This window comes from Streptomyces sp. NPDC005302 (assembly GCF_040607345.1).
Lineage (GTDB): Bacteria > Actinomycetota > Actinomycetes > Streptomycetales > Streptomycetaceae > Streptomyces.
The window spans coordinates 125,971-141,543 of sequence record NZ_JBEXGN010000003.1 but is presented as its reverse complement, the minus strand read 5'-3'; the positions used below and the strand labels follow the sequence as shown (position 1 = coordinate 141,543).

General features: G+C 72.7%; 17 protein-coding genes and 1 pseudogene. 12 read left to right on the top strand and 6 right to left on the bottom strand.

What is annotated here, in order from left to right:
- Positions 1-2 precede the first annotated feature (2 nt).
- Both ABZT74_RS05205 and ABZT74_RS05200 read left to right on the top strand, forming a co-directional pair.
- The gene (locus ABZT74_RS05205) at positions 3-1,058 is read left to right on the top strand and encodes a lysylphosphatidylglycerol synthase transmembrane domain-containing protein (RefSeq protein WP_356433439.1); all 1,056 of its coding nucleotides are present in this window, start codon (positions 3-5) and stop codon (positions 1,056-1,058) included.
- Between the two features lie 88 nt (positions 1,059-1,146).
- Entirely contained in the window at positions 1,147-1,746 is a 600-nt protein-coding gene (locus ABZT74_RS05200) for a DUF4328 domain-containing protein (RefSeq protein WP_356433438.1), read from the top strand.
- A 51-nt stretch (positions 1,747-1,797) separates the two neighbouring features.
- On the opposite strand, the gene msrB is transcribed toward ABZT74_RS05200, so the two are convergent.
- From msrB to ABZT74_RS05180, 4 genes are all read right to left on the bottom strand, one after another.
- Complete coding sequence (msrB, locus tag ABZT74_RS05195; RefSeq protein WP_356165103.1) at positions 1,798-2,205, bottom strand: peptide-methionine (R)-S-oxide reductase MsrB; 408 nt, start codon at positions 2,203-2,205, stop codon at positions 1,798-1,800.
- 46 nt (positions 2,206-2,251) lie between these two features.
- Positions 2,252-3,640, bottom strand: a complete 1,389-nt coding sequence (gene murC, locus ABZT74_RS05190) for a UDP-N-acetylmuramate--L-alanine ligase (protein ID WP_356433437.1) — start codon at positions 3,638-3,640, stop codon at positions 2,252-2,254.
- Positions 3,641-3,781: 141 nt separating this feature from the next.
- Positions 3,782-4,255, bottom strand: a complete 474-nt coding sequence (locus ABZT74_RS05185; RefSeq protein WP_355869070.1) for an indole-3-glycerol phosphate synthase — start codon at positions 4,253-4,255, stop codon at positions 3,782-3,784.
- Between the two features lie 132 nt (positions 4,256-4,387).
- Positions 4,388-5,182, bottom strand: coding sequence for a pyrimidine reductase family protein (locus ABZT74_RS05180; protein WP_356433436.1), 795 nt, complete (start codon positions 5,180-5,182; stop codon positions 4,388-4,390).
- A 37-nt stretch (positions 5,183-5,219) separates the two neighbouring features.
- Between ABZT74_RS05180 and zapE the strand changes: the two genes are divergently transcribed.
- The 9 genes and pseudogenes from zapE to ABZT74_RS05135 all read left to right on the top strand — a co-directional run bounded on the left by zapE (position 5,220) and on the right by ABZT74_RS05135 (position 13,009).
- Positions 5,220-6,326: a cell division protein ZapE gene (gene zapE, locus ABZT74_RS05175; protein ID WP_356433435.1), complete on the top strand. Its 1,107-nt coding sequence runs from the start codon at positions 5,220-5,222 to the stop codon at positions 6,324-6,326.
- 156 nt (positions 6,327-6,482) lie between these two features.
- On the top strand, positions 6,483-6,821 hold the full coding sequence (locus ABZT74_RS05170; protein WP_355869061.1) for a hypothetical protein: 339 nt from the start codon (positions 6,483-6,485) through the stop codon (positions 6,819-6,821).
- A 70-nt stretch (positions 6,822-6,891) separates the two neighbouring features.
- Positions 6,892-7,083 (top strand): annotated as a pseudogene (locus ABZT74_RS05165) (carbonic anhydrase); the annotation flags it as partial.
- Between the two features lie 74 nt (positions 7,084-7,157).
- The gene (locus ABZT74_RS05160) at positions 7,158-8,672 is read left to right on the top strand and encodes a SulP family inorganic anion transporter (RefSeq protein WP_356433434.1); all 1,515 of its coding nucleotides are present in this window, start codon (positions 7,158-7,160) and stop codon (positions 8,670-8,672) included.
- Positions 8,673-8,819: 147 nt separating this feature from the next.
- Positions 8,820-9,854: a slipin family protein gene (locus ABZT74_RS05155; RefSeq protein WP_356165089.1), complete on the top strand. Its 1,035-nt coding sequence runs from the start codon at positions 8,820-8,822 to the stop codon at positions 9,852-9,854.
- Positions 9,855-10,084: 230 nt separating this feature from the next.
- Complete coding sequence (locus tag ABZT74_RS05150; protein WP_356165380.1) at positions 10,085-10,945, top strand: PPK2 family polyphosphate kinase; 861 nt, start codon at positions 10,085-10,087, stop codon at positions 10,943-10,945.
- 73 nt (positions 10,946-11,018) lie between these two features.
- Complete coding sequence (locus ABZT74_RS05145) at positions 11,019-11,876, top strand: polysaccharide deacetylase family protein (protein WP_355869052.1); 858 nt, start codon at positions 11,019-11,021, stop codon at positions 11,874-11,876.
- A gap of 63 nt (positions 11,877-11,939) precedes the next feature.
- The gene (locus ABZT74_RS05140) at positions 11,940-12,143 is read left to right on the top strand and encodes a hypothetical protein (protein WP_356165087.1); all 204 of its coding nucleotides are present in this window, start codon (positions 11,940-11,942) and stop codon (positions 12,141-12,143) included.
- 137 nt (positions 12,144-12,280) lie between these two features.
- Complete coding sequence (locus tag ABZT74_RS05135; RefSeq protein ID WP_355869046.1) at positions 12,281-13,009, top strand: peptidyl-tRNA hydrolase; 729 nt, start codon at positions 12,281-12,283, stop codon at positions 13,007-13,009.
- A gap of 92 nt (positions 13,010-13,101) precedes the next feature.
- Here ABZT74_RS05135 and ABZT74_RS05130 read toward each other — a convergent pair whose 3' ends face one another.
- Both ABZT74_RS05130 and ABZT74_RS05125 read right to left on the bottom strand, forming a co-directional pair.
- The gene (locus tag ABZT74_RS05130) at positions 13,102-13,467 is read right to left on the bottom strand and encodes a darcynin family protein (protein WP_356165085.1); all 366 of its coding nucleotides are present in this window, start codon (positions 13,465-13,467) and stop codon (positions 13,102-13,104) included.
- A gap of 71 nt (positions 13,468-13,538) precedes the next feature.
- Entirely contained in the window at positions 13,539-14,435 is an 897-nt protein-coding gene (locus ABZT74_RS05125; RefSeq protein ID WP_356165083.1) for an NAD(P)H-binding protein, read from the bottom strand.
- 113 nt (positions 14,436-14,548) lie between these two features.
- On the opposite strand from ABZT74_RS05125, the gene ABZT74_RS05120 reads away from it, so the two are divergent.
- Positions 14,549-15,493 carry a LysR family transcriptional regulator gene (locus ABZT74_RS05120; RefSeq protein ID WP_356433433.1) on the top strand — a complete coding sequence of 315 codons (945 nt, stop codon included), beginning with the start codon at positions 14,549-14,551 and terminating at the stop codon, positions 15,491-15,493.
- The last annotated feature ends 80 nt before the right edge of the window (positions 15,494-15,573 follow it).

Sequence of the window (15,573 nt, the reverse complement as noted above, 5' to 3'; positions counted from 1 at the left end):
CCGTGTCCCTGCTTCCGCTCGAAAGCCTCCCCGCGGCCCCCGCAGCTCCCGTCACCACTCCGGCCGCCGTGCCCGCCGAAGTCCCCACGCCGGTCGGCGCCCCCACCGCCGACCGCCTCACCCCGCTGGGACGCCTCACCCGTCTCACGATGGTCCTGTTGCCGCTCCTGCTGATCGGGGCGTGGGCCGTACTGGACCGGCACGCCCTGCTGGACGGAGCCGTCCGGCTGAGTGCCGCCGATCCCTGGTGGCTGCTGGCCGGCGTCCTCTTCACCGCCCTCGGCTGGGTGGCCGCCGCGTGCGTACGGCAGGGCGCCCTTCCCGAGCGGCTGCCGCCCGGGCTGCTGCTGGCGTCGCAGTTCGCCGCGGGCGCCGCCAACCACGTCCTGCCGGCCGGCCTCGGCGCCCATGCCGTCACCTTGCGCTTCCTGCGGCGACAGGGCATCCCGCTGCCCCGCGCCACCGCCTCGGTCGCCCTCTACTCGCTGGTCAAGCCACTGGCCAAGATGCCGGTCCTGATCGTCTTCCTGGTGACCTCCGAGGACACCCTCCGGCTCGGCCGGCTCGCCCCGGACCGCTGGACGCTGCTGCCGGCCGTGGGCGGCGTGGCACTCGTGCTCGCCGTCGCGCTCGCCCTGCCCGCGATCGTGCGCCCGCTGCGGCGCCCGGTCCTCGACTTCCTGGGCACCGCTCTGACCGACATACGGATCCTGCACACCCGGCCGAGCCGGGTCCTCGCCCTCTGGGGCGGGTCCGCCGCCGCCGTGCTGCTCCAGGGCAGCGTCGTCGCGTCGGTCGGGTTCTCCCTCGGACTGCCGCTGTCGTGGGCGCAGGTGATGTTCGCGCTCCTGGTCGCCAGTACCGCCGCGGGCGCCGTACCGGCGCCCGGCGGTATCGGCCCCATGGACGCGGCCCTGGTGTTCACCATGGTCGCTCTGGGCGCCCCGATGAGCCTGTCGACGGCCACCGTGATCGGCTACCGCGTCCTGACGGTCTGGGTGCCGCTGCTCCCCGGCACCCTCGTACTGTCCGCCCTGGTCCACCGCAAGGTTCTGTGACGGCGCCGCCCGGCCATATGATCCGATCCGCCGCTCTCCCGCGGCGCCCGTCGCGGCGCGCGCCGCCCAAGAGAAGCAGGTCGGCCACGTGACCGGTCCCACCGTCAGAGCACCCTGGATCCTCGCCCGTTGCACCCAGGGAGCGATAGCCGTCGCCGCCGTGGCGGACGTGTTCCGGGCGACGGCGCTCAGAGCCCGGACCGTGCACCCCACCACCGCGGCGCGGCACACGTCGGGGACCACGTCGATGGTGTTCGTCTGCCTGACGACGGTGACGGTGGTCCTCTTCCTGGTGTGGTTCACCCGCAGCCGGCGCAACGCGCAGGTCATCAGCGGCGACGCCACCCTCGCGTCCGGCGCCTGGCCCGTCGTCGCCTGGTTCGTGCCGTTCGTCAACCTGGTGCTGCCGCGCCGGTTCGTGCTCGACGTCCTGCGGGCGAGCGCGGCCGGGAAGGCGGGGCGCGACGAGATCCTGGTGAACGTCTGGTGGGGGGTGTGGGTCGCCCACGCGCTGCTGGGCGCGGTCGGCCAGATGACGGCCCCCACGTCGCTGCCCCTCCTCGTGCTGGGAGAGGTCCTCCTGTTCGCCGCCGGAATCCTCGTCATCCAGGTGATCCAGCGCGTCACCACGCTCCAGGCCTCGGCGCACCCGGTCCAGCCGTCCCCGGTTCCGATCGGCCACAGGTGACAGCGATGTGACCCGCTCCCCGGGGCGGCGGCGCCGCCCCGGGGGTGGGACTCAGCCCTCTTCGGACGCCAGCCGCAACGAGATGCTGTTGATGCAGTACCGCTGGTCGGTCGGGGTCGCGTAACCCTCGCCCTCGAAGACGTGACCGAGGTGCGATCCGCAGCGGGCGCAGCGGACCTCGGTGCGCACCATGCCGTGGGAGCGGTCCTGGATCAGCTCGACGGCGTCGGTGTCCTTCGGGTCGTAGAAGGACGGCCAGCCGCAGTGCGACTCGAACTTCTCCGTCGAGGTGAACAGCTCCGCGCTGCACGCGCGACAGGAGTAGACACCCTTCGTCTTGGTGTCGGTGTACTCACCCTTGAACGCGGGCTCCGTGCCGGCCTGGCGCAGCACCGCGTATTCCGCCGGGGTCAGCTCCGCGCGCCACTCTTCGTCCGGCTTTTCGATGTCGTACGACATGAAGCTCAACCCCTCACATTCCGGGAGGCTCGCTAAGAGCCCACTGTTACTCGGACAGACGGGCGAGGATCTCCGGTCCGAGATCCGTCACGTCACCCGCGCCCATGGTGAGAACGAGATCACCGGCCTTCGCCATTCCCGCGACGACGGACGGCACGTCCGCCTTGTCGTGGACCGGCGTCACGTCCGCGCCCGCGGCGCGCGCGGCCTGGAGGATCAGCTCGCTGGTGACACCCGGGATCGGGTCCTCGCGGGCCGGGTAGATGTCGAGGACCACCGAGGCGTCCGCCAGCGCCAGGGACTCGCCCATCTCCTTGCCCAGCTCCTGGGTGCGGGAGAAGAGGTGCGGCTGGAAGACGACGAGGATGCGGCCCGAGGTGCCGGCGCGCATGGCCTCCAGGTCGGCCGTCATCTCGGTCGGGTGGTGCGCGTAGGAGTCGACGACCTGGACTCCGGCCGCCTCGCCCTTGAGCTGGAGGCGGCGCTTCACCCCGGTGTAGGAGGCGAGCGCGGGGGCCAGCTCGGTCGCCGGGATGCCGAGGGCGACACCGGCCGCCAGCGCCGCCACGGCGTTGTGCGCGTAGTGCCGACCGGGGACGGAGACCGCGAAGGTCAGCTCGGCGCCGTCCAGCAGGACGGTCACCTGGCTGGTGAGGCCGCTCGGCACGACGGAGAGGACCCGGACGTCGGCGTCGGCGGCGTCGCCGTACGTCACCACGTTCACGTCGCCCGCCGACACACGGCGGGTCAGCTCGCGGGCGCCCTCGTGGTCCGCGGAGATCACCAGCGTGCCGCCCTCGGTGACGCGGTCCACGAAGGTCTCGAAGGACTCGTAGATCTCGTCCATGGAGGCGTAGTTGGCGTGGTGGTCGAGCTCGACGTTGAGGACGATCGCGACCTCGGGGGCGTACTTGTGGAAGCTGCGGTCGGACTCGTCGGCCTCGGCGACGAAGATCTCGCCGTCGCCGTGCCGGGCGTTGGAGCCGGGGGCGTCGAGGTCGCCGCCGATGGCGTACGACGGGGAGAGGCCGAGGGAGGAGAGCGAGACGGCGAGCATCGACGTGGTGGTCGTCTTGCCGTGGGTGCCGGCGACGGCGATCGGCCGCAGGCCGTCCATCAGGCGGGCGAGGGCGTCCGAACGGTGGACCACCGGGATGCCCAGCCCGGCGGCGCGGGCCAGCTCCGGGTTGTCCGCGCGGATCGCGGAGGAGACCACGACACAGCTGGCGTCGGGGGCGAGGTGGTCGGCCGCGTGCCCGATGTGGACCGTGACGCCGAGCGCGCGCAGCGCCTCCGCGGTGGCGGAGTCCTTCGCGTCACTGCCCGCCACCTGGGCCCCGCGCTGCGCGAGGATCTTCGCGATACCCGACATCCCGGCGCCGCCGATGCCGATGAAGTGCGGTCGGTCCATCGCGGTAGGAAGGCCGGGTGCCATGCGTGTTTCTCCCCAAGATCCGGTACGAAGGTGGGCGCGCCCTCCGCGGAGAACGCGCCCCCAGCCTATGGGGTGCGGCCGGCGCCGCCCCACAAGGGACACCGGAGCCGCACCCCCGCTGTTCAGTTCGGTGCGCGCACCTCACGCCTTGCTGTGCGAGAACAGCTTCAGCACCGGTACGCCCACCTTGTGGCGGGCCTTGGAGGCCCAGTCGCGGTGGAAGAACTCCTCCACGTAGTGCGGGTCGGTCAGGACGATGACCTCGTCCGCCTTGACCTCGTCGACGAGGCCCTTCAGCACGTCGAGCGGGTGATCCTCGATGAGCCGTCCCTCGGCCTCGCTGCCGGACGCCCGCAGGGCGATCAGCGACACCTCCAGCGCCCGCTCGCCCTGGCTCGCGGCGGCGTCGCCCTCGGGAGTCTCGCCCTCGCGCGCCGCTTCGTCGATCTCGCCCAGCGCGACGTCGTCGATGGCTCGCAGCAGCCGGTCCGCCTGATCGCCCCGGGGCTGGAGGAGCACGTGGAAGGTGACCGTCTCGTCACCGTGCAAGGTGGTGACGAACTCCACGTCGGCGGACGTCAGGGCCTTCTCGATCATCAATACGCTTGTGAACACGACAGGCGCCCTTCTCGTCCATGGGCCGTCCCGGCCCCCTGCAAAAACCATCCTGCCCCGATACCGCACGGGGCTTGCGCGATTTAGTGTGCCCGGCGCACAACAAACGGAACGTGGCATTCCGATCACATGTCAGGACCGACGGTATCGGCTGTACAGAAACCCGGCCTCTTCCAGCAGCGACACCAGTTCGAACCGGCGCGGCAGCGGCACCGGGACTCCTCCCGCGATGCGCTGGGAGCCTCCGGCGGCGAGCATCGGGGACAGCGTCAGACACATCTCGTCGAGCACGTCGGCCGCCACCAGCTGGCCCAGCAGACGCGGTCCGCCCTCCGTCAGCAGCCGGGTGTGGCCGAGGTCGCCGAGAGCCCGTACGGCACGGGCCGGGTCGACCCCCGCCCCGTCCCCGGCGATCACCACACGGGCACCCGCCCGCTCGGCCGCCGCGATCCGGTCAGCGGGGGCCGCCGCACCGGTGAGGATCAGCGTGGGCACCAGGGGCGAGGTGAACAGCGGCAGCGAGAAGTCCAGGTCGAGACCCGCGGTGACCACCGCGATGGCGGGGGCGGGGGCCTGCCCCGCGGCCTCCCGCGGAGCGGCGAAGGCCTCCCGCGCGCGGGCCGGCCGGTAACCCTCCTGGCGTACCGTTTCCGCACCGGCGAGGACGACGTCCGCGAGCCCCCTGAGGACGCCGAAGACCCGCATGTCGGTGGGGCTGGAGATGGGCTGCGAGCGCCCGTCGTGCTGGGCGGCGCCGTCCAGCGTGGACACCATGTTGGCCCGCAGCCAGGGTCCGCCGGTCTCGGGGTAGGCGTAGGCCTCGGCCAGTTCCGCCAGCTCCCACTCGCGCTCCGTCGCATCCGTCGCGGGAGCCCCGGAGGAGGCCTGGGCTGCTGTTTCGTACGTCACAGGGAACAGGCGTCGCATGACGTGCAGTGTGGCACGGCGCATAGAGTGGGTGACCGTGTCGTCCTCCACCACCGCCTCCGGGATCGACCCGATAGCCGAAGCGGCCCCCCTGTCCCTGTGCGCCCGCGAGCCGCGCGTTCCCGCCGACCGGCTCGTCGCCGAGATGGTGCCGCCGCCCCGCTTCGACTCGGTCCGCTTCGCCACGTACATCCCCGACCCGAACCAGCCCAGCCAGACCGAGGCGGTGGGCGTCCTCGAAGCCTTCGCCGCCGGGCTCGGCGGGGCGCACGCCGTGGGTGCGCCCCGGCGGAAGCTCTTCGGGTTCGGCAGGGCCCCGAAGACCCCGGCCGGTCCGCGGGGCGTCTACCTCGACGGCGGGTACGGCGTCGGCAAGACCCATCTGCTCGCCTCCGTGTGGCACGCGACCCCGGCGGAGCCCGCGCTCAAGGCGTTCGGCACCTTCGTGGAGCTGACGAACCTGGTGGGCGCGCTCGGCTTCCAGAAGACCGTCCAGACCCTCTCCGGGCACCGCCTCCTGTGCATCGACGAGTTCGAGCTCGACGACCCGGGCGACACCGTCCTCGTCTCGACCCTGCTCGGCAAGCTGGTCGACGCGGGCGTCGCGCTCGCCGCCACGTCGAACACCCTTCCGGGCAAGCTCGGCGAGGGCCGCTTCGCCTCGGCCGACTTCCTGCGGGAGATCCAGGGCCTGTCCGCGCACTTCAGGCCGCTGCGCATCGACGGCGAGGACTACCGGCACCGCGGGCTGCCCGAGGCGCCGTCGCCGTTCTCCGAGGAGCAGGTCACCAAGGCCGCGTACGCCACCGAGGGCGCTTCCCTGGACGACTTCCCGCACCTGCTGGAACATCTCGCACGCGTGCACCCCAGCCGGTACGGCGCCCTGACCGACGGCATCGGGGCGGTCTGCCTCACCGACGTCCAGCCCGTTCCCGACCAGTCGACGGCGCTGCGGCTCGTCGTGCTCGCGGACCGGCTGTACGACCGGGAGGTACCCGTCCTCGCCTCCGGAGAACCCTTCGACCAGTTGTTCAGCGAGGAGATGCTGAACGGCGGCTACCGCAAGAAGTACTTCCGCGCGATCTCCCGGCTCACGGCGCTGGCCCGCGACGCGAAGGGCCTCGTGGACAAGCCGAAGGACTGAGCGTCGTCCGGCGCAGAGCGGGTTCGCGCCAACCGCCGCCCCCTTTCGGGCGCTCTTCGCGGGCGAAACGCGCAGTTGACCCCGCAAACAACGCCGGCGGTTACGCTACGGAACGAAGCTGACCGTTGCCGTGGGTGAGCAGCCGGGAGGGGGCGCATGTTCCGAGGTACGACGGCCCGGACCCTGTTCCTGGTGCTCGCCGCCGTCCTGCTGAGCCTCCAACCCCTCGCCCCCGCCGAGTCGTTCGCGTCCGCGCACCGGGGCGAGGTCGTCGCCTGCGCCGAGGCGGAACACCCCCACAAGGTGGCACCGGCCCAGGGAACCCGGCGGCGCGTCCACGACGAGGACCCCGACCCCGGACCGCCGGCCCTCGCTCCGCAGGCGTGCGACCCCGCCGCCGACTGCCGGCCGGCACCGCTCCGTGCCGCGCACCCGGGCACGTCCAGAGCCTCGACCGCGCACTCCCCCGCGGGACTTCAGATCTTCCGCTGCTGAGCGGGGCACCTCCCCCCACACTCCGCTCCGCAAGCCGACGCGCCCTGACGGCGCGCCAGGAGGATCCGACATGCAGCCGCTCATCGACCATGCCCGCTCCTTCGGCGGGCGACCCGAGGACCTCGCCTCGCCCGCCCAACGCCGTTCCCCCCGAGTGGCGTTCGTCACCTGCTCCGCATCACGGGTCGCCCCCGTGCTGGGCACCGGCGCCCGCCCGGGCGCGCCCTTCGCACCGCGCAGCGCGGGCGCCGTCGTCCCGCCCCGCGGCCCCCGCACCGGCGCGGTGCCCGAACACCGCCCGGACAGCGACACCTTCGAAGCGCCGCGAGGCACGCGATGACCGCCCCGCACAGCGCCGAAGGCCCCGCCCGCGGGTCCCGCCTCAGGAATCTCCCGGCGAGGTTCCCCCATCTGCGGCAGGATCTCGCCGCCTCCGTCGTCGTGTTCCTGGTCGCGCTCCCGCTGTGCGTCGGGGTCGCGGTCGCCTCCGGTGTACCGGCCGAACTCGGCCTGGTCACCGGCATCGTGGGCGGTGTCGTCACCGGCCTGATGCGCGGCAGCAGCCTCCAGGTGTCGGGCCCCGCCGCGGGACTGACCGTGCTGGTCTTCGAGGCCGTGCGGGAGTACGGCCTCGCGGCCCTCGGCGTGATCGTGCTCGCGACCGGGCTGCTCCAACTCCTCATGGGCGCACTGAAACTGGGGCGCTGGTTCCGGGCGATCTCGCTCTCGGTCGTCGAGGGGATGCTGGCCGGCATCGGGCTCGTCCTCATCGCGGGCCAGCTCTACGCGATGGCGGGGCTGAAAGCGCCGGTGTCCGGCGTCGACAAGATCGCCGGGCTGCCACGGGCCCTCGCCGACGCCATCGGGGACCCGTACGCGCGGGCCTCGCTCGGCCTCGGCGTCGGCACCGTCGCCGTCCTCGTCCTGTGGCCGCGGCTGCCGCGGCGGTTGCGCGCGGTTCCGGCGGCGCTCGGAGCCGCCCTCCTCGCCACCGCGATCGTGCCGCTCCTCGGCCTGCCCGTCGCCACCGTCGAGGTCCGGGGGCTGCTGGGCTCCGTCCAGCCGCCGCCCCTCGACGCCTTCGGCGGACTGGCGACCGCCGGGCTGCTCGGCACGATCCTCGCGTTCACCCTGATCGCCTCGGCCGAGTCGCTCTTCAGCGCGGCGGCCGTGGACCGGATGCACGACGGCCCGCGGACCGCGTACGACAAGGAACTGATGGCGCAGGGCGCGGGCAACACGGTCTGCGGTCTCCTCGGGGCACTCCCGATGACCGCCGTGATCGTCCGCAGCGCGGCGAACGTCCGTGCGGGCGCCCGCACGAAAGCGTCCCGGGTGCTGCACGGCGTCTGGCTCCTGCTGTTCGCGGCGCTGCTGCCGGCCGCGCTCGGCGTCATCCCGCTGCCCGCCCTCGCCGGCGTCCTGGTGCACGCGGGCTGGAAGCTGATCCCGCTGCGTGAGATCGCGTCGCTGTGGCGCGAGCACCGGGGTGAGGCGCTGATCCTCGTCGTCACCGCCGTGTCGATCGTCGCCGTCAGCATGTTCGAGGGTGTGCTGATCGGGCTCGCGCTGGCGGTGGCGAAGACGGCGTGGGAGGCCTCGCACGTGCGGCTCGACGTCATAGACAAGGGTGCCGGTCCCGTCCAGGTGTACCTCTCGGGCAACGCCACCTTCCTGCGGTTGCCCAAGATCCTCGACAGCCTGGAGGCACTGCCGCAGGACCGTCCCGTCGAGCTGAACCTCTCCGGTCTGCACCACCTGGACCACGCGTGCCGGTCCGCGCTGGAGACCTGGTCGACGCGGCACAGCGCCGCCGGGACGGAGCCGGTGAGGGTCACTCCGGACATCTGACCCTCCGGCCGGGCCCGCCACGCGGCGGGCCCGGCCGATACCGGCGCCCGGCCCGCGAGGGGCGCGCCGAGCGGCCCGCTGGGACACCACCGAGGCGACGTAACCTGGACGTGTCAGGCATATCGGACGACTCGGAAGGGGGTCGTCATGGTCGAGGCAATCATCGCGGCGATCGCGGTAGCAGGCTCTGCCGGAGTGGTCTACGTCGCGGCCGGCGCCCGGGTCGTCAAACAGTACGAACGCGGAGTCATCCTGCGTCTCGGCCGGCTCGCGGGCGAGGTCCGTTCACCCGGCTTCACCATGATCGTTCCGTTCGTGGACCGGCTCCGCAAGGTCAACATCCAGATCGTGACCCTGCCCATCCCGGCCCAGGAGGGCATCACCCGCGACAACGTCACGGTCCGCGTCGACGCGGTCGTCTACTTCAAGGTGGTGAACGCCGCCGACGCGATCATCCAGGTCGAGGACTACCGGTTCGCGGTCTCGCAGATGGCGCAGACCTCGCTGCGCTCGATCATCGGCAAGAGCGACCTGGACGACCTGCTGTCCAACCGCGAAAAGCTCAACCAGGGGCTGGAGTTGATGATCGACAGCCCGGCGATCGGCTGGGGCGTGCAGATCGACCGCGTCGAGATCAAGGACGTGTCGCTGCCCGAGACGATGAAACGGTCGATGGCCCGGCAGGCCGAGGCCGACCGTGAACGGCGGGCCCGGATCATCAACGCCGACGCCGAGTTGCAGGCATCGAAGAAGCTCGCGCAGGCCGCCGAGGTGATGTCGGAACAGCCCGCCGCCCTCCAACTGAGGCTGCTCCAGACCGTGGTGGCCGTCGCAGCGGAGAAGAACTCCACCCTCGTCCTGCCCTTCCCCGTCGAACTCCTCCGCTTCTTGGAACGCGCCCAGTCCGGGCAGGCCCCCGCCGCTCCGCAGCCGCAGGCGCAGCGGCCGCCGGAGACAACACCCGCGATGGACGCGCAGCAGGTCACCGAGGACACCGAGCCGCCCGCCCTGGCGAACGGGTCCGCCCGGCCGCCGGAGGGCCTCGGCATCCCGGACGGCTTCGGCGACACGGACGGGCTCGGCATCCCGGGTGCCTTCGGGGACCTGGAAGCGCCCGGAAGGCTTCCGGAATCCCGGGAGCCGGAGTCTCCGGAGGAACTCGGTGAGAAGCCGCTGGACTGACCCCCTCCGGCTCGGGGCACCCGCTGCGGGCACGCGGTGACCGGGCCGCCCCGCCCACACGGAACGGGTAGCGGACCCCGGAGACCCGGCGCACCATCGAGGAACACGGCCGGAAGGGGCGCGCGGTGGGCAAGAAGCACAGCGGGAAGCACGACAAGCACGACAAGAAGCACAGCGGCAAGCACCACGGGAAGGGCGGCGACCAGGACGACGTCAGGCCCCCCGCGCGGCTGCGGGAGCTGCTGCGCGTGCCCGGCGGCAACGGCGTGGACCTCTCCGCGTACGACGCCGAGGCCACCCTCGGCGGACCGCACGACAAGGCCTCCGGCCTGGCCGCCACCGCCCGGATGGGCGAACACCTCGCCGACCTCCAGGAACGCCTCTACGCGGCGAGCACGGCCGGCGACCAGCGGCGGATCCTGCTGATCCTCCAGGGCATGGACACCAGCGGCAAGGGCGGCGTCGTCAAGCACGTGATCGGTCAGCTGAACCCCTCGGGCTGCCGCATCCGGGCGTTCAAGGCCCCCACACCGGAGGAGCGCAAGCACTCCTTCCTCTGGCGGATCAGGCGGGCCCTGCCCGAGCCGGGCGAGATCGGCATCTTCGACCGCTCGCACTACGAGGACGTGCTGATCGGCCGCGTGCGGGAACTCGCGCCGCGCAAGGAGATCGCCCGCCGCTACGGCGAGATCAACCGCTTCGAGGAGTCCCTCGCCGACGAGGGGATCACCGTCGTGAAGTGCTTCCTGCACGTCTCCTACGAGCAGCAGCGGCGCCGCCTCCTCGCCCGCCTCGACAACCCCGAGAAGTACTGGAAGTTCAACCCGGCCGACATCACCGAGCGCGCCGCGTGGCCCGCGTACCAGAAGGCCTACGAGATCGCCCTCGACCGCTGCTCCACCCCGGGCGCGCCCTGGTTCCTCGTCCCCGCCGACCGCAAGTGGTACCGCAACTGGGCCATCGGCCGGCTCCTGCAGGAACACCTGGAGGCCCTCGACCCGCAGTATCCGAAGGCGGACTTCGACGTGGAGGAGTGCCGAAGGCAGCTGCTCACCGGCGACACCGGCCCGGGCACGGCCCCAGCCGGGTGACGTGGCGCCCGTATGCGGGCGCCACACCCCCACAACGGACCATTAGTCACATTTCGTTTCATATCTTCATGCGGTGATCCTTTCCGTACGGAGTCTCGCCCTGACCTGTGCCCTCGGAGCCCTCGGCGCCGCACTCACCGGGTGCGGCGGCCCGGCCGCCCCGCCCGTCGCGCGCCAGGGGCACCACGCCCCCGCCACCAGCGCCGCGCCCTCTCGGCCGCCCACGCTCGCGCCGGGACCGGCCGGTCTGACCCCCGTCTTCAAGAACGGGCCGCGTACACCGGACAAGACCGTCGCGCTGACCTTCGACGCCGACATGACCGCCGATCAGGGGCCCCGGGCCGCGGCCGGGGAGCATTTCGACAACCCGGAGCTGATCGCGACCCTGCGGGCGTTCAAGGTCCCGGCCACCGTGTTCATGACGGGCCGCTGGGCCGACGAGTACCCGAGGGAGGCCCGGGACATCGGGCAGGACCCGCAGTTCGAGATCGCCAACCACTCGTACAGCCACTACGCCTTCACGGACGACTGCTACGGGCTGCCGACCGTGTCCGAGGACAGGATGCGGGCCGATGTGGAGCGGGCGTACGCCGCCTTCGAACGGGCGGGCGTCCGGGACGCGATGCCCTACTTCCGCTTCCCCGGCGGGTGCTACGACCAGCGGTCGCTGCGGACGCTCAGCTCGGTCGGCGTCACCGCCGTGCAGTGGGACGTGGTGAGCGGTGACGCGTTCGCGACGGACGCGGACGCCGTGGCCCGGCAGGTGCTCGACGGTGTGCGACCCGGCTCCGTGGTCGTCATGCACTGCACACGGAGCGCGGCCCCGGTCACCGAGCGCGCGCTGCACACGATCGTGCCCGAGCTGCGCAAGAAGGGCTTCCGGTTCGTGAAGGTGTCGCAGCTGATCGGCGCCTCCGCCGGACGGCACTGACCGTCCCGGCCTCCCGTTCCTCGCGCCTCCCGTCCGCTTGCCTCGCGTCCGTACGCTGGTGACATGAGCGACGACTACTGCGCCACCGGCGCGGACGGGACGGGCGGGGAGTCCCGCGACCTCGTGGCGGCGGGCGACCAGGGTCCGCCGTACGCGGAGTGCGTGCTGTGCCGTAAGCCCACCGAGTACCCGGAGTCGCACAGGGGCGTCACGCTGTGCCCCGTCTGCGAGTGGCAGGAAGCCCAGCGCAGCGCCTGCTCGGGCTGAGGGGCACGGACGAGGCCGCCCTCGGGAGGGGCCTCTTCCGCGGGGAACGGCGGTCGGCGAGGCAGCGGCCGGACGAGGTCGCTCCCCGGGCGAACCGTCCGCCCGGGACCGATCTTGCGCCTGGCAGACTGGGGCACGTGAGCAGCGAGCCGACCCCCGCCGACGACAGCCCCTTCCGTTCCGAGCCCACCGCGCGCGACGAGGCACCGCAGTTCGTGCTGCCGCTCGTCGTGCACATCGAGAAGGCGGCTCCGCCCGCGCGCACCGACGCGCTGGAGACGTCGGCCCGGGCGGTCCTGACGATCCTGAGCGACGAGCGGTCGCTCGGCGACGGGGAGTGGGCGCAGGCGATGCGGGACTGGCAGGACGCCCGGATCCGCAAGGTCGTCCGCCGGGCGCGCGGTGCCGAGTGGCGGCGGGCCGAGGCGCTGCCCGGCATCACGGTGACCGGCGGGTCCGCCGAGGTGCGGGTCTTCCCGCCGGTGCCGTTGGACGGCTGGCCCAAGGACCTGGCCCGCCTCCAGGTCTCCGGGACGGACCTCGACGATCCGGAGCCGCCGGGAGAGGCCGATCGTGACGCGCCCGTGCTGTGGCTCAATCCGGGGCTCGACATGTCGGCCGGGAAGACGATGGCGCAGACGGGCCACGGTGCCCAACTGACCTGGTGGGAGCTGTCGGACGCGGAGAAGGCGGCCTGGCGGGACGCGGGCTTCCCGCTGACCGTGCGCACCGCCGAGCGGGCTCACTGGGAGGAACTCATGCGCTCGGACGGGCCGTTGGTGCGTGACGCGGGCTTCACGGAGATCGCGCCCGGGGAGACCGTCGCCGTCGAGGGCGTACACCGCGTCGGGTCGCTCAAGCACTGACGGCGGACCCGTCGGGGCCGGCGGGTGCGCCCGGCGCCGACGGCCTCGGGTTCGGGGGAACCGGAGGGACGTCGGCGCGATCTGACGGCGGGTCAGGTGGCGACGGTGGCGACGGGATCGAAGCCGTAGGTGCGGGCGTAGCCGTTCTCGGTGCCCACCAGGAGGTCGACGATCTCGAAGTAGTGGTCCCAGAACGGGGTTTCGCGCAGCGCGTCGACGAGTCGCTGGTAGGCGTCGTGGTCGTCGGCCTCCCAGACCCACACGTCGGTGACGCGGGTGGAGTAGAACTCCGTGTCGTAGAAGCGTGACCGGACTCCGCTCGTCCTGGCCTCGATGGCGGGGACGACCTGGCCGGTGAACGCCTTCATGCGTTCCTGCGGGGTCATGGCGAGCCATTCGGGCCTGGTCTTGATGAGCATGAACGCGGTGACCGGCGGTGCGGCCGCGGGGGTGGGCATGAGGGGCGCCTCCGAAGTGACGTGCTGCTGCGGTGTGTCGGACCTCGCGCGGTCCGTGGCGCGGTGGTGCGTCACGGGGCGAGCACCGCCGGCTTGAGGGTCCGGGCGCACCACTGCTCGAAGGTGGTGGGGGTCGCGGTCTGCGGAGTGCGGACGACTCCGGCGTCGAGGCCCTCGTCCTTGGCCCGCTTCATGTCGGCGATGCCCTGGACGAACGCCTCGTCGAGTCCGTAGCCGACGAGGGTGGTGTACAGCTCGTCGAGGGGCTGCCGTTCGTAGCGGACGGGGCGGCCGAGCTGCTCGGTCATGATGCGGGCCAGGTCGTCGGGCGACAGGTCCTCGGGACCGAGAACCGGAACGCTGTCGCTGCCGGTCCACGAGCGGTCCAGCAGCAGGCCGGCGGCGACGGCCGCGATGTCGGCGACGGCGACGAGCGGGGCCCTGCGGTCGGCGGCCACGGTGTCGGTGAAGACGCCCTTGTCGCGGAGGGAGCCGGCCTCCTCCAGCAGGTTCTCGAAGAAGGACGGGTTGGCCAGCGCCCGGTAGGCCACGCCGGTGCCGGTGATGAGGTCGTCCAGGGCGAGGGAGGCCGTGACCAGCCCCGCGCGTCCGGCGACCGCCGTGCCGCGGCCGAGTGCGGAGACGCCGACTACGTGAGGGACGCCGTGGGCCGCGAGGGCCTCGGCCGCGGGGCGGCTGAAGCCGCTGTAGGCGTCCTCGGGGGTCCGGGAGGCGTCCGGCGGAGCGAGCCAGAACACGGCGTCGGCACCCTCGAAGGCGCGGTCGACGACGTCGGCGTCGCCGTGCGAGCCGGTGACCACCTCGACGCGCTCGCGCACCGCGTCGGGAAGCCGGGCGGGGTCGCGCACGATCACGCGCAGTTCCTCGCCGCGGCCGGGGGCGGACTCGAGGAGCAGGGGCAGCAGGTGGCGGCCGATGTTCCCGGTGGGGGCAGTGATGACGATCATGAAAACCTCGTGGGTCGTGCCGGATCGGTACGTCCCACATCCTGCGGAGCCGCTCCGCGTTGCCACAATGGGAACTTCAGCAAGGGATCATTGCCTGGAACGGAATAACCCACATGAGCAGCACGCCTGAGCCCGTCATCGACGCGAATCTCGCGGTCGCGCTGGACGCCCTGCTGGCCGAGCAGAGCGTCACCCGCGCCGCCGCCCGCCTGCACACGTCTCCCGCGGCCATGAGCCGGACGCTCGCCCGCCTCCGCCGTGTCCTCCAGGACCCGCTGCTGGTCCGGGCCGGGCAGGGCATGGTGCCGACCCCCCGCGCCCAGGACCTGCGGGAGGAGGCCGCCGCGGTGGTGCGCGGGGTCGGGGCGCTGCTCTCCCCGGGCACGCGCGTGGATCCGGCCGCCCTGCGCGGCACGTTCACCCTTCAGGCGGCCGACCTGGTCGGCGCCGCTCTCGCTCCCGGCCTGCTGCGGCTGGCCCGTCACGAGGCACCCGGGGTGTCGCTGCGGTTCCGGGCCGAGGAGCTGGAGGCCGGTCCGGCGCTCCGGGACGGCCGGATCGACCTGGAGGTCGGTTCCATCGACCACGTCGACCCCGAGACCCGGGTCGAGGAACTGGTCACCCTGCGGATGACGGCCGCCGTACGGCAGCGGCACCCGCTCACCGAAGGACCCCTGACGCCGGAACGCTTCGCCGCGGCCGAGCATGTGGTGGTGAGCCGCCGGGGCCGGTTCACCGGCCCGCTGGACAGCGCGCTGGCCGAGCGGAACCTCCGCCGGAGGGTCGCTGTCGTCCTGCCCGGGCACCTGGCCGCGATGACACTCGCCGCCGGCAGCGACCTCGTGTGTCTGATCCCCGCCGCGCCGCCCGGCGGCGCGGCGTCCCCGCTCACGGACGCGGCCACCGCGCTCGGCCTTCACCTTCTGGAGATCCCGCTGCCCCTGCCGCCGCTGGCCATCGGCATGGCGTGGCATCCGCGTCACGCCGCGGACGGCGGCCATCACTGGCTGCGCGAAGCGGTCCGCCGGACCCTGGGGTCACGGAGCCCGGCCCTCTGACGCGTTCCGACGGCGCCGGTCCGCTCCGCGATCGCGGTACGCGGGCCGGGACGCGCCCGGGCACGACGGCCGACCGGGTC

Bases quoted from the DNA above. Each gene is read 5' to 3' on its own strand.
- msrB (WP_356165103.1), bottom strand. From the start codon at position 2,205: ATGTCGTACGACATCGAAAAGCCGGACGAAGAGTGGCGCGCGGAGCTG.
- murC (WP_356433437.1), bottom strand. From the start codon at position 3,640: ATGGCACCCGGCCTTCCTACCGCGATGGACCGACCGCACTTCATCGGC.
- ABZT74_RS05180 (WP_356433436.1), bottom strand. From the start codon at position 5,182: ATGCGACGCCTGTTCCCTGTGACGTACGAAACAGCAGCCCAGGCCTCC.
- ABZT74_RS05170 (WP_355869061.1), top strand. From the start codon at position 6,483: ATGTTCCGAGGTACGACGGCCCGGACCCTGTTCCTGGTGCTCGCCGCC.
- ABZT74_RS05160 (WP_356433434.1), top strand. From the start codon at position 7,158: ATGACCGCCCCGCACAGCGCCGAAGGCCCCGCCCGCGGGTCCCGCCTC.
- ABZT74_RS05155 (WP_356165089.1), top strand. From the start codon at position 8,820: ATGGTCGAGGCAATCATCGCGGCGATCGCGGTAGCAGGCTCTGCCGGA.
- ABZT74_RS05140 (WP_356165087.1), top strand. From the start codon at position 11,940: ATGAGCGACGACTACTGCGCCACCGGCGCGGACGGGACGGGCGGGGAG.
- ABZT74_RS05130 (WP_356165085.1), bottom strand. From the start codon at position 13,467: ATGCCCACCCCCGCGGCCGCACCGCCGGTCACCGCGTTCATGCTCATC.
- ABZT74_RS05125 (WP_356165083.1), bottom strand. From the start codon at position 14,435: ATGATCGTCATCACTGCCCCCACCGGGAACATCGGCCGCCACCTGCTG.
- ABZT74_RS05120 (WP_356433433.1), top strand. From the start codon at position 14,549: ATGAGCAGCACGCCTGAGCCCGTCATCGACGCGAATCTCGCGGTCGCG.